The organism is Pseudomonas monachiensis, from assembly GCF_047345015.1.
In the GTDB taxonomy this organism is placed as follows: Bacteria; Pseudomonadota; Gammaproteobacteria; order Pseudomonadales; family Pseudomonadaceae; genus Aquipseudomonas; species Aquipseudomonas monachiensis.
Window position 1 is genome coordinate 2,121,840 of the sequence record NZ_CP178857.1, and the last position, 13,649, is coordinate 2,135,488.

Genomic DNA, 13,649 nt, shown 5'->3' on the forward strand with positions numbered 1-13,649 from the left:
CGGATCATCCTTTAACTCCCCCCCTAATCCGATTTCCAGCCACCCCCCCAGTCAATGGGGGGGTACGCTTTTCGACTTCGCAATAGTCTGAATCCACAAAAGCACCAACGTATCGGTGAGTGGGAGCAGGTTTATGTCTGTAAAAGTGCTGATCGCCGGTGCAGCAATGGTGCCGTTTCTACCGCTGGGTGGCTCTGACAGTCATGCGGCATTGGCGGGGCAAGCTATTCGTGCAGCGCTGGCCGATGCGCGGATCGACTATGACCTGGTCGACCAGGTGTTTACTTCCTGCGTACACGCAGAAGCCGGTATCGCCGAGCAAATGTTGTCGCAGATTGGCTACTCGGGGGTGCCGACTTTCAGCCTCGGCGATGGCTGTGCGTCGGCCAGTAGTGCTTTCCATCTGGCCCGCAATAGCCTGCTGTGCGGCCAGGCTGAATGTGTCCTGTTGGTGGGTGTCGAGTGCATGCCGGCACACATCTCCAATCGTGAGTTTTTCGGTTTGAAAGATCTCGCTCGCGATGAGTCGGCAACGCTCAGGCAGGATGAGAACCCCATCGGCTTTATCGAGCGTCGACAACAACCGGCGCTGCTGTTCGCGGCCCAAACCAGTTGGTTATTGACACGCATGGGCATTGCTCAAAGCAGCTTCGATCAAGTGCTTGAGCGGGCACGGGCCCAGGCCGGGCGCAATCCCTACGCCGTGTTGAACCGAGTGCCGGATCGCGACGGCTGGCTCCCGCCTTATCTGTGCCCGCCCGCCTGCGGTGCGGCGGCCATCCTGCTCTGTACCCCGGCCTTCGCCCTGCGTTTCGGCGCTCGGGCGGACGTCACCGTGTTGGCCAGTGTCAGGGGCAGTGACAGCGCTTCAGAGCAGGAAACGGGTTGCGTGCTGGATGTGCTCGGACAGGCGACCACCCGGCGAGTCGCGCAGTTGGCCTATCAGCAGGCGGGCCTCGGTGCGGAAGACATCGACGTGGTTGAACTGCACGACCAAAGCGTCGGCGACTTCATGGTCAATAGCGCCGCGCTGGGCTTTTGCCGGGAGGACGAGATCGATCGATTCGTGCAGCAAGGACACCGCCTGAAAGGACAGATGAATGCGGTGTGCCCATCGGGTGGCTTGCTGGGACGTGGTCACGCCCCGGGTGCCACCGGGTTGGCGCAACTGGTCGAGTTGGTCTGGCAACTGCGCGGCGTGGCCGACGGCAGGCAAATTGCTGGTGCCCGCACGGCTTTACAACATAGCACCGCCCTGGGCCGGGCGGTGTCGGTCACCCTTTTGCAGCGCACCTGAGAGGAGGCTCACTACGCCGTGATTCAACCCATGACTTTTCGTAAACCATAGAGCAGGTGGCAAGCTAGATGAACAAAAATAATAAGATCTGCCATGCAAACCTTCGCAAAGGGTTGTTGGCCTCCGCCATTCTCACCGGCCTGGGCATCGCGCCCGTAGGGGCTGTGGAGATCAACACGGGGAATGAAGACTTTGCGGTTCGCTTCGACAACACGCTGAAGTTCAACTACGCCCAGCGCGTGGAAGCCCCCAACAGCAAGTTGGCCAATTCGTGGAACAACAATGACGGGGATCGCAACTTCTCCTCCGGCAGTCCCGTTTCTCAACGACTGGATGTGCTGACCGAACTGGACGTGGTTTACAAAGAAAAAGTCGGTTTCCGTGTCAGCGCCAACACCTGGTACGACCACGCCTACGACGATATTGGCAGCGATAACGCCTCGACCAATCAGCTCAACAACGGTAAGCCGGACTCTCGTCATCAAAGCGGTTACGCCGATCGGTATTACAACGGTCCTTCTTCGGAAATCCTTGATGCCTTCGTGTTTGGCAGCACGGAAGTCGGCGATGAGTCACTGCTCAGCGGCAAGCTCGGCAAGCACACCGTTTACTGGGGTGAAAGCATCCTCGCCTTTGCCCATAGCAATAGTTATGGCCAGTCCGGTCTGGATATTTCCAAGTCGCTGGCGGTCCCGGGAACAGAAGCCAAAGAACTGTTCATTCCGCGTAATCAGTTGTCCACCAGCCTCACGGTCAACCCGGAACTGACCCTCGCCGCGCAGTACTTCCTGGACTGGGACGCCGCGCGGTTGCCGGAGTCGGGCACTTATCTGGGGTTCAACGACGGCATTCAAAATGGCGGGCACAACCTGTCGTTGATCGGCGGCCGAAACCCGCTGTTCGGCACACCTGGCCCACTGGGTGCCAACCAGTTTTTACGGCTGTCCAACGGGCATACGTTTACCCCGGACAACCAGGGTGACTTTGGCCTGATGGCCAAGTGGAGCCCGGAATGGCTGCAGGGTACGCTGGGTTTCTACTACCGCAAAACCTCCGACATTCTGCCCAACCTGGTGTTGCAGCCAACGGCGGTCGGCCCTGCGCAACTGATCTCCGGCAATGCCGGCAGCTACAACCAGTTCTATGTCGACGACATCGATATCTACGGTATCAGCCTGTCGAAAAGCATCGAAGGTGTCAGCGTCGGTTTCGACCTGAACTATCGCCACAACATGCCGCTGGCCAGCGTGCCGGCAACGGTCAATCCGGTAGCCGGTGCTGCCGGTTTGCCTGGCTTCATCAGCAGCTTTGATGGTGATAACGGCGTGGCCCGGGGCAACACCGTGCACGCGGTGCTCAACGGCTTGACCACTTTCGGTGCGACACCGGTCTGGGACAGTTCGACCTTGCTGGTTGAAGTCGCCTACAGCCGCTGGCTGGACGTCACCGAGAACAAGCAGCTGTTCAAAGGCGAAGACTGGTATCGCGGTGTCGACAAGGTCACCAAGGACAACTACGTCCTGGGCGTCAACTTCAACCCGACCTGGTATCAGGTGTTCCCCGGCATCGATATGTACCTGCCGGCCAACTACAGCGTCGGCCTTGCGGGCAACTCGTCGGTTCAGCTCGGGGGTAACAAGGACTCCGGCAGTTACTCGGTGGGCGTTGGCATGGACGTGCACAACCAGTACCGGTTTGACCTGAAGTACGTGGACAACTTTGGTCCGTTCGACACCTGCGGCTCAGCCGGTGGTGCAGGTGTACAGGGCGAGGGTGCCGCACCTGGGGCCAACGGCCAATACAACTGCGTACCGGGGCAGACCACTGCTTTCGGCGGTACTCAGCCTCAGCTCAAGGATCGGGGCATGGTCACTTTGACCTTCAAAACGACCATTTGATCGAAGTCTTTGCTTGATAGCAGGAGTCACTCCATGAAGTTCGTCAATACGCTTTTGTTCACTGCCTTGACCGTTGCCATCGCGGGTGCGGCACACGCAGCCGTGTCCCCCGATGAAGCAGCCAGACTCGGCAACAGCCTGACAGGCGTCGGCGCTGAAAAGACCGGCAATGCCGACAACACCATTCCGCCCTACACCGGCGGTCTCACCACGGCGCCGGCCAGTTTTCAACCGGGTAGTTCGTTCCGTCCGGACCCTTATGAGGCCGACAAGCCACGCGTTGTCGTCGATGGCAAAAACGTCAGTCAATACACCGACAAACTGACCGCAACCACGCAAGAACTGCTCAAGCGTTACCCGACGTTCCGGGTCGATGTGTTTCCGACTCATCGCAGCGTTGCGCTGCCTCAACGGTTGCTGGATAACACCGCAAAAAACGCCGTCGGCACTAAAACACTCGAAGGCGGGGTAGCACTGGAGAACGCGTTGCCGGGCGTTCCGTTCCCGATCCCGAAAGATGGCTATGAGGCCATGTGGAACCACTTGCTGCGGTATCAGGGGTATGCCACCAATTTGAAATATGACTCCTGGAACGTCGACAGTTCCGGGAGGGCAATTCTGGCCACGTCCGGTAATGCCTATCTGGAATACCCGCTGTACGATCCCAAGCGTATGGACCCGGCGAAAGAAACGGATCTGTTCTTCAAGACCAAACTCTACTACCAGGCCCCGGCCCGTCGCGCAGGCGAAGCCATCCTGGTGCAGGATGCCGTCAACCCTCTGAAAATGGAGCGTCGTGGCTGGCAATACCTGCCAGGTCAGCGCCGCGTGAAACTCGCACCGGATATCGCCTACGACACGCCAAACCCTGGCTCGGCCGGCGCTTCGACCTATGACGATGCCTGGGTATTCAACGGCGCAATGGACCGTTACGACTTCAAACTCGTCGGCAAGAAGGAAATGATCGTTCCTTACAACACGTACAAGTTGAACTATCACAAGGTCGCTGCGGATATCACCACGCCGCATCACGTCAATCCGGACCTGATGCGCTGGGAGTTGCACCGCGTGTGGGTAGTCGAAGCCACGCTGAAACCGGGCAAACGCCACATCTACAGCAAGCGCACCTTCTACCTCGACGAAGACAGCTGGATCGCCCTGGCTTCGGATGAATATGACGCCAGCGGCAAGCTGTACCGCGGGTCCTTTGCACACATGGCATACAGCTATGACGTGCAGGCGCCGAACTCTGATAACCACATGATTTATGACCTGGTCTCTGGCAGCTACAACATCACCGGCATCTACGGGCCGTACGGCGGCGTCAAGTACATCGACCCGCTTTCGAAAGCGCAATGGGCACCTGAGTCATTGGCCGGCACGGGTATTCGCTGAGCCATAACGCAGGTGTTTTCTTGTCGCCGACAGTGTGTATCGCACTGTTCGGCGGCTTTTTTGCCGAGTAGACCTCATGAATACATTTAGATGGATTGCGCTCACTGCGCTAATTTTGGCGTTGGCTGCCCCATTCACCAGATCCGTCGTCGCCGCTGACTTTGTCGACGTGCTGTCGAGCCCCGCGATTCAGAGTGACAAGGCGATTGGCGGGGTGTTTACCGGGTTGACCCGTGCAGGTCAGCGCCTGGTCGCCGTGGGCCAACGCGGCCATATTTTTTATTCCGATGACAACGGCGTCCGCTGGCACCAGGCAGAAGTGCCGGTGAGTTCCGATCTGGTGGCCGTGCATTTTCCGAGCCCGACGCAGGGGTGGGCGGTCGGGCACGATGGCATTGTGTTGCACAGCGACAACAGGGGTGAAACCTGGAAGCGTCAGCTCGATGGCCGTCAGGTGGGGCAGATCATGCTCGAACATTTTCAGAAGCAAGAAGGGCAACAGCCCAATGATGCGTTATTGGCCGAGGCTCAACGAATGGTCGATGAAGGGGCTGACAAACCTTTTCTGGACGTTTGGTTCGCCAATGATAAAACCGGATATATCGTCGGCGCGTTCAATCTGATTTTCCGCACTGAAGACGGCGGCCGAAACTGGGTTCCGTTGATGGATCGCACCGACAATCCGGGAGCACTGAATTTCTACGGGATACGAGCAATCGGCGATGACCTGTTCATTGTCGGCGAACAAGGCCTGGTATTGAAACTGGACCCGGCAACGCAACGCTTCATCAACCTCCCGACGCCCTACGGCGGCAGCTATTTCGGCATCACCGGCAAGCCGGGCTCGGTGCTCGTTTATGGCCTGCGGGGCAATGTTTATCGCAGCGTCGATCACGGCGTGAACTGGGACAAGGTTGAAGTGGGGCTGTCCTCAAGCATCACCGCGAGCACGATCACCGCCGACGGCCGAATCATCCTGGTCAGCCAGGCCGGGCATGTGCTTGTCAGCACCGACGACGGCGCCAGTTTCACGCTAAAGCCACAAGACCGCCTGGGGCCCGCCGCTGCGGCGCAGGCCATCGCATCAGACGTCGTGGTGGTCGCGGGCGCACGGGGCTTGCGCCAGTTGCCCTTCGAATGAGCCCACATCCCACATAATAAAAAGAGACGAGCCACTTCATGGGTAACTACAACCTCGATACGATGCCGGTGATCCGAGAGCTGAAGGGCTTCGATGCACGCTCCGGCAATGTCCTTGAACGCCTGATTTTCAACAACCGCCTGCTGGTGGTGCTGACCTGCCTGATCGTGACGGTATTGCTGAGCTATTTCGCGGCCACTGGGCTGACGCTCAATGCCAGCTTCGAAAAGATGATTCCGCAGAGTCAGCCGTACATCAAAAACTACCTTGAGAATCGTCAGGCGTTACGCGGGCTGGGCAATACGGTTCGGGTGGTGGTGGAAAACACCGACGGCGACATCTACGACCCGAAATACCTGGAGGTGCTCAAGCAGGTTAATGACACCTTGTTCCTGACCCCGGGCGTGGACCGGGCCTGGATAAAGTCATTGTGGACGCCTGCCGTGCGCTGGACCGAGGTCACGGAGGAGGGCTTCCGTGGTGGCCCGGTCATGCCGGACTCCTACGACGGCTCGGCCAGTGGGGTCGAGCAACTGCGCTTGAACATCGCCCGTTCCGGCATCATCGGCAGTCTTGTCGGCAATAATTTCAAATCGAGCATGATTGTGGTGCCGCTGCTGGAGAAGGATCCGGTCACGGGCGCCGCAATCGACTATCACCATTTTTCGCGGATGCTTGAAGAGCAGCTACGCAACAAGTTTGAGTTTGCCGGCAGTAGTGCGGTACACCTCGCCGGTGAAGAGGGCAAAGGCCCGATCAAGATCCGCGTGATCGGTTTCGCCAAACTGGTGGGCGATCTGATCGATGGCCTGATGCTGATCATGATGTACTTCGGCGCCGCAGCGCTGATCGCTACTGCCATCATCTTTGGCTTTACCCGTTGCGTGCGCAGCACCGCGCTGGTGATTCTGTGCTCGGTGGTTGCGGTGGTCTGGCAACTGGGCCTGATCACCTTGTTCGGTTATGCACTCGACCCGTTTTCGATTCTGGTGCCGTTTCTGGTATTCGCCATCGGGGTATCCCACGGTGCGCAGAAAATGAACGGGATCATGCAGGACGTCGGACGCGGTACCCATCAGTTGGTCGCCGCGCGTTACACCTTCCGCCGTCTGTTCCTGGCCGGACTGACCGCATTGCTGGCCGATGCCGTGGGTTTTGCGGTACTGATGCTGATCGACATTCCGGTGATCCAGGACCTGGCCGTCACCGCCAGCATTGGCGTGGCGGTGCTGATCTTCACCAACCTGGTGCTGCTGCCAGTGCTGCTGTCTTATTGGGGTGTCAGTCCCAAGGCGGCGGCGCGCAGCCTGCGTCAGGAACGGCAGGAGGTGAATGGAAAAGGGCTGGGCAATGTGTGGAGCCTGCTTGACCGCTTTACCGAGCGTCGCTGGGCGACGGTGGCGGTGGTGGTGGCCGGGTTGCTGGCGGCAGGTGGCTTCATGGTCAGCACGCAGTTGAAGATTGGTGATCTCGATCCGGGCGCACCCGAACTGCGCGCCGACTCACGTTACAACCGCGACAACGCCTACATCACTGCCAACTATTCGCTGTCCAGCGACCAGTTTGCTGTCATGGTCAAAACAGCCAGCGAAGGTTGCCTGAAGTACGAAACCCTGGTGGAAGCCGATCGTCTCGGCTGGCTGCTGCAACAGCAACCGGGCGTGCAGACTACCGTGTCGCTGGTCAACGCTGTGCGCCAGATCACGGCGGGTTCCTATGAAGGCAACCCGAAAATGCTGACCGTAGCGCGCAACCAGAACGTGCTCAACTACGGCGCGCAGCAGGCCTCGGTGAACAACCCGGAACTGTTCGACAGTGACTGTTCGATGATGCCGGTGATCGCTTATCTCTCCGACCACAAGGCCGAAACCCTCGATCACGTGGTCAAAGTGGCCGATCAGTTCGCCCGTGAACACAGCAACGACGATCGGCAGTTCATGCTCGCCGCCGGTAGCGCCGGGATCGAAGCGGCGACCAATATCGTCGTGCGCGACGCCAATCGCACCATGTTGTTCTACGTGTATGGCGCGGTGATCGTGCTGTGCTTCATCACCTTCCGCAGCTGGCGAGCGGTGGTGGTGGCGGTCGTGCCGTTGATGCTGACGTCGATTCTCTGCGAGGCGTTGATGGTCTGGCTGGGCATGGGCGTGAAGGTCGCGACCTTGCCGGTGATTGCCTTGGGTGTCGGCATCGGTGTCGATTACGCGCTGTACCTGCTCAGTGTTCAGTTGGCTCAGCAGCGTGCCGGTCTGTCGTTGACCGAAGCCTACAAAAACTCCGTTGCGTTCACCGGCAAAGTGGTGGCGCTGGTCGGCATCACCCTGGCGGCGGGCGTGATCACCTGGGCCTGGTCGCCGATCAAGTTCCAGGCCGACATGGGCATCCTGCTGACCTTCATGTTCATCTGGAACATGGTCGGCGCCTTGGTGCTGATCCCGGCGCTGTCGTATTTCCTGCTCCGTCGTGCTCCTTGAAGCGGCTGCTTGCATGCTTTATCCGCTCGGCTACCTGCGAGTCTCTGCCGCTTCTGAAACATCGACATCAAACAAGAATAAAAGGAACACAAAACCATGCTGGGCTTGATGCAAGATCAACCGCTGTTGATTTCTTCCGTTCTGGAACATGCGCTGAAGGCGCATCCGCACACCGAAATTGCCTCGCGCATGGCAGATGGAGCGGTGCATCACTGCACTTACGCCGACATCGGCGAACGCGCTAAACAAGTGGCCAATGCGCTGGTTGCGTTGGGTGTACAACCTGGCGACAGAATCGGCACCCTGGCCTGGAACGGTTACCGGCATATGGAATTGTATTTCGGTGTGTCGGGCATGGGCGCGGTACTGCATACGATCAACCCGCGGCTGTTCCCCGAACAGATCGAATTCATCGCCAACCACGCCGAGGATCAGTACCTGCTTTTCGACCTGTCGTTCGCTGAGTTGGTCGAGCAGATCGCGCCGCGCCTGAAGACAGTCAAAGCGTTCATCGCTCTGTGTGAGCGGGAGCAAATGCCGGCAATCGATGTGCCTGGCTTGATGTGCTACGAAGACCTGATCGCCGGGCACAGCAATGACTTCATCTGGCCTGAGTTCGATGAGCGCACGGCGTCGTCCATGTGCTACACCTCGGGCACCACTGGCAATCCCAAGGGTGTGCTGTATTCGCACCGTTCTTCGATCCTGCATTCGCTGGCGCTGTGTACCTCGGATGGTTTCGGTCTATCGGCGGCGGATTCAGCGTTGTTGGTCGTGCCGATGTTCCACGTCAATGCCTGGGGTATGCCGTATGCCGCCGCAATGTGTGGCGCAAAATTGGTGTTACCGGGCGCCGCACTTGACGGCGAGAGCCTCTACACGCTGATGCGGGATGAACAGGTGACCCTGGCGCTGGGTGTGCCGACGGTGTGGATGATGTTGCAACAGCATGTCGAGACACAGGCTTTGCAACCGGCGACAGAGCTGTGCCTGAACCGGGTGGTGATCGGCGGAGCCGCCGCGCCGCGCAGCCAGGTCGATACGTTTGAAACCCGTTTCAATGCGCGTGTTTTGCATGCCTGGGGGATGACCGAGATGTCCCCGCTGGGCACCATCTGCAATCCGCTGCCCAAACACCGTGATGCTCCGCTGGAAGCAGTGCTCGACCTGCAGGCCAAACAAGGGCGGGCGTTGTTTGGGGTGTCGATGAAGATTGTCGACGAGCAAGGCGCTGAACTTCCGCGAGACGGCAAGGCAAGCGGTCTTCTACTGGTCAAGGGACCATGGATCGCCAGCCAGTATTACGGCGGCGAAGGAGGGCAGATTCTTGATGGCGAGGGCTGGCTCGATACCGGTGACATCGCAACGATCGACACTGACGGCTACATGCAGATCACCGACCGCGCCAAGGACGTTATCAAGTCGGGTGGCGAGTGGATTTCCTCGATTGATCTGGAAAATGCCGCTGTCAGTCATCCGGCCGTCGCCGAAGCGGCGGTGATTGGCATCCCTCATCCCAAATGGCAGGAGCGGCCGTTGCTGGTGGTGGTGCTCAAACCTGGTAGAACCGCGAGCAAAGACGATCTGCTGACGGTGTTGCAAGGCCGCGTGGCGAAATGGTGGCTGCCGGACGATGTGGCCTTCGTCGAAGCGCTGCCGCATACCGCCACCGGCAAATTGCAAAAGATGAAGCTTCGCGAACAGTTTCGCGACTTCAGATTTCAGAGCTGAAAGGCTATTTATCCAGGGGCACGATCAGCGGGCCGGCGAAGGCCTGCATGATCAACGCCACGGGTTGGTTGTGGCTGACCAGTTGGGCCATGGCGTTCATGTAGGGCGTCAGGTGACGAAAGTATTTCTTGTAGCTCGGACACAGGTAGTTCAGACCCGGCTCGCCATTGGGCGCATTCATGAAGCGGTTTTTCGGGCATTCGCCATGGCAGGCGAAGCGGTAATCGCACTGCTGGCAATACGTCGGCAGTGTCTCTTCCTTGGCGGCGCCAAAGGCTTGTTGCGCAGCAGAGGCGAGTAGCACGGCAGGATCATCGGTCTTCAGGTTGCCCAGCAGATACTCGGGATACATGTAGTGATCGCAGGAGTAGACATTGCCATCGTGTTCCACGATCGCCGCTTTGCCGCAGCGCGGGCTGAACAGGCACACCGAGGCCGGCAGCTGGCACCATGAGGCCAGTGCCCATTCGAAGTTCATGACATGAACCTCCCCGACATCCTGGCGCACCCACTCGTCAAAAATCGTGATGAGAAAATCGCCATAGGCCTCGGGGGCGACCGTTTGCTCCGTCACCATCGCGGGCTCCGGCACCACGTGCAAGCGCAATTCCGGCGGGATAGCGAAATGCAGACCCAGACTGACCTGTGAGGCGCTGGGCTTGCGTTCCACCACGGGGTTGAACTGAATATGACGAACGCCCTCAGACTTGAGGAATCGATAGATTTCCAAGGGAAATCTGGCGACATCGCGCGCCACGGTAACCAACACATTGAAGTCGACGCCATGCTGCTTGAGCAGTTCGAGACCGTGCATCACGTCATCGAAACTGGAGCGTCCGCGCTTGTCGGGGCGATAGAGGTCGTGAACGAATCGCGGGCCATCGAGGCTGATCCCCACCATGAAGCGTTCACGGGCGAGGAACGCGCACCAGTCGTCATTGAGTAACGTGCCATTGGTCTGCAGCGTGTTGCGAATGACTTTGTTCCCTGCGAACTGGCGTTGATACAGGACCGCTCGTTGAAAAAAATCCAACCCCAGTAACGTCGGTTCGCCGCCTTGCCAGGTAAATTCGACCTCAGGCGTGGGCTGGGCCTCGATGTAGCGCTGCACATACAGACGCAGTACCTCGTCGGTCATGCTGAAGCGTTCCCGAGGGGGGTAAAGCTGTTCTTTTTCGAGGTAGAAACAGTAGCTGCAATCGAGGTTGCAGATCGGCCCGACGGGTTTGGCCATGAGATGCAAGCCCTGGGGCGGGGTTTCGTGGGTAGGCATGGGGCAGGGTCCGGGAGTCATCAGTCTGCCGCCCGGTTATCCGGGCGGCATTGAGGGTCAAGGCAAATACGTCACGTGTACATCCTTGACCTTGCCATTGAATGCGAAGGGCGCACGCTCGAAATAGTCCAGGGTGACGGGGGAACCGAGGTCTTGAGCGACGTCGAAGGTTTCGCTGGCGGTGAACGTCAGTGCCGGAGTGAACGGTGTCACCCCTTTGGCGGCTTCCTGCCCGTCAAGTCGCAAGCTCAGATTGGCCGGCGCTCCGGGCTTGGCTGACGACAGGGTCGTTAGCACTTCGATACTGACTTTGCCTGCGGGTACTCGTTCGGCCGAACGCAGTTTCACTCGAGAGATAGCCAGCGCGTTGTACTCGTAGTTCAGGAAACCGTCATCCATGTACAGGCTGACCCCGCCACCGATTCCGCCCAAGGCATACAACACGCCGGTGGCGTTAGCTGGAACCTCGGCGTCGACGACAACTTTGCTGTTCTGATTGCGCAGGTTCGGAGCCGCAAACTCCGGAAAGCGCTGGACACGATCACTGAAATGCCATTCGCGTTGGCTGCTGGAGATTCGTGCAGTCGGATCGAGGAAGGGGTAGAGACCGGCACCAATCGGATAGACATGGTTAGCCTTGGCCTGCACGTCAAACTCGGCCTTCAGCTCCGCAAGTTTTTCCGGATTGCTCGCGGCTACGTCGTTGGCCTGGGAGTAGTCGTTTTGCAGGTTGTAGAGCGACCATCGGTCATTCGCCGGATTCCAGCCCATGAACTGCGCAAAGCCTTGCACCCAGGGTTTGCGCGGGCCAAAGACCGAGGCCATCCAGCCATCCTTGTAGACGCCGCGACTGCCGAAGACTTCGAAGTATTGCACTGGTTTTTTCGACTTCACCTGAGCGTCGTTGAAGGTGTAGCGCAGGCTGACGCCATCCATTGGGTCCTGAGCGATACCGTTGACCTCTTTGGGTGGCGTGATCGACAGCACGTCGTAGACCGTCGGGGCAATGTCGTTGACATGGTGAAATTGCGCGCGAACTCTGGCGTCGGCCTTGATCTGTTTCGGCCAGGAAACGGCCAGCGGCGTGCGCGTACCACCGAAGTAGCCGGCGACCAGTTTAGTGCCTACGAATGGCCCTGAACCTGCCCAGGCCCACGCGGCGTTGTACATGCTTTCAAGTTTAGGACCGCCGAGCGCGGACAACCCGCCATACATCTCGTCGAGGACTTTCAACTGCTGCTCTTTGGGAACTGGAATCCCGTTTTGGGCCAGCAACTCATTAATCGTGCCCTCCATCCCCTCGGAAGAAGCGCCGTTGTCGCTGAAGACATAGAAGATCAGCGTGTTGTCGCGTTTACCTTCACGCTCCAGTTCGTCGAGGATCTTGCCGGCCTGCGTGTCGGCATGTTCCAGGAAGCCGGCATACACCTCCATCAACCGTGCCTGATACTGTTTCTGTTCGGAAGACAAGCTGTCCCAGGCTGGGAGCTCCGCCGGGCGTGGGGTGAGGACGGCGTCCTGCGGGATAAAGCCCAGGGCTTTCTGGCGAGCGAACGTCTGCTCCCGATAGGCGTCCCAGCCACCGTCGAACTTGCCTTTGTATTTATCGGCCCATTGCGCATTCACCTGGTGCGGACCATGTACGGCACCCGGTGTCCAATACATGAAAAATGGTTTTGCCGGCGCGTAGGTCTGATGGTCTTGCAGCCAGTTTACGGCCTGATTGGCGAGGTCTTCGCTGAGGTGATATTTCGGATCTCGCGCCGGTTCGATTGGCGTTGTGTCGCGGTACAGACGCGGTTCGTACTGAGAGGTTTCGCCGGCCAGGAAACCGTAGAAATGTTCAAAACCGTAGGCCGTCGGCCACGTATCGAAAGGACCGGCCGCCGTGGTATCCAGGGGTGGTGTGTTATGCCATTTGCCGAACGCGGCGGTGCTGTAGCCATATTGCTTGAGGACCTCGGCCATGGTCGCCGAGCTTTTGGGGATCTTGCCGGTGTAGCCTTCCCAGTCAGTGGCCAGCTCTGCGATGACGCCGTTGCCAACCCGGTGATGGTTGCGTCCGGTAAGCAATGCGGCGCGAGTAGCGGAGCTGATGGCAGCGGTATGAAAAGCGTTGTAGCGCACACCACTGTCGGCGACTCGACTCAGGGTCGGCGTATGGACTGCGCCGCCGACGGTGTCGGACTGCGCGAAGCCGGCGTCATCGAGCATGATCACCAGGATATTGGGGGCCTCGGCAGGAAGCCGGGATTGCTGCTGACGTTTCTGGTGCTTGGATTCTTGCAGCGTCGGTTTGGCGTCACTGGCCGAAGGCGTCGGCGGGAAGGGCAGCGAGTCTTGTGCGGAAGCGACCGAGCTGGCCAACAGTGCGCAGAGTTTCAGGGTGAAACGTCCGGCGGGTTGCAGCTTCTGGGACATGAGTGTCTCCGTTTTTTAT

General features: G+C 58.9%; 8 protein-coding genes. 6 read left to right on the plus strand and 2 right to left on the minus strand.

Features of this window, described 5'->3' with window-relative positions; genetic code table 11:
- Positions 1-133: 133 nt before the first annotated feature.
- The 6 genes from ACMDB8_RS09615 (at position 134) to ACMDB8_RS09640 (ending at position 9,936) form a co-directional block, all read left to right on the plus strand.
- A complete protein-coding gene (locus tag ACMDB8_RS09615) occupies positions 134-1,297 on the plus strand; it encodes a thiolase C-terminal domain-containing protein (RefSeq protein ID WP_056723178.1) in 1,164 nt (387 codons plus the stop codon).
- A gap of 68 nt (positions 1,298-1,365) precedes the next feature.
- Positions 1,366-3,195: a DUF1302 domain-containing protein gene (locus ACMDB8_RS09620; RefSeq protein WP_223541029.1), complete on the plus strand. Its 1,830-nt coding sequence runs from the start codon at positions 1,366-1,368 to the stop codon at positions 3,193-3,195.
- Positions 3,196-3,228: 33 nt separating this feature from the next.
- Positions 3,229-4,590: a DUF1329 domain-containing protein gene (locus ACMDB8_RS09625; protein WP_218543110.1), complete on the plus strand. Its 1,362-nt coding sequence runs from the start codon at positions 3,229-3,231 to the stop codon at positions 4,588-4,590.
- 76 nt (positions 4,591-4,666) lie between these two features.
- Complete coding sequence (locus ACMDB8_RS09630; protein ID WP_056723173.1) at positions 4,667-5,731, plus strand: WD40/YVTN/BNR-like repeat-containing protein; 1,065 nt, start codon at positions 4,667-4,669, stop codon at positions 5,729-5,731.
- Between the two features lie 38 nt (positions 5,732-5,769).
- Positions 5,770-8,205: an efflux RND transporter permease subunit gene (locus ACMDB8_RS09635; protein WP_056723171.1), complete on the plus strand. Its 2,436-nt coding sequence runs from the start codon at positions 5,770-5,772 to the stop codon at positions 8,203-8,205.
- Between the two features lie 96 nt (positions 8,206-8,301).
- On the plus strand, positions 8,302-9,936 hold the full coding sequence (locus ACMDB8_RS09640; protein ID WP_409079122.1) for a 3-(methylthio)propionyl-CoA ligase: 1,635 nt from the start codon (positions 8,302-8,304) through the stop codon (positions 9,934-9,936).
- 4 nt (positions 9,937-9,940) lie between these two features.
- Here the strand turns inward: ACMDB8_RS09640 and ACMDB8_RS09645 are convergent, their stop codons facing one another.
- On the minus strand, positions 9,941-11,209 hold the full coding sequence (locus tag ACMDB8_RS09645; protein ID WP_409079121.1) for an anaerobic sulfatase maturase: 1,269 nt from the start codon (positions 11,207-11,209) through the stop codon (positions 9,941-9,943).
- 57 nt (positions 11,210-11,266) lie between these two features.
- Positions 11,267-13,630: an arylsulfatase gene (locus ACMDB8_RS09650; RefSeq protein ID WP_056723166.1), complete on the minus strand. Its 2,364-nt coding sequence runs from the start codon at positions 13,628-13,630 to the stop codon at positions 11,267-11,269.
- Positions 13,631-13,649: the final 19 nt, after the last annotated feature.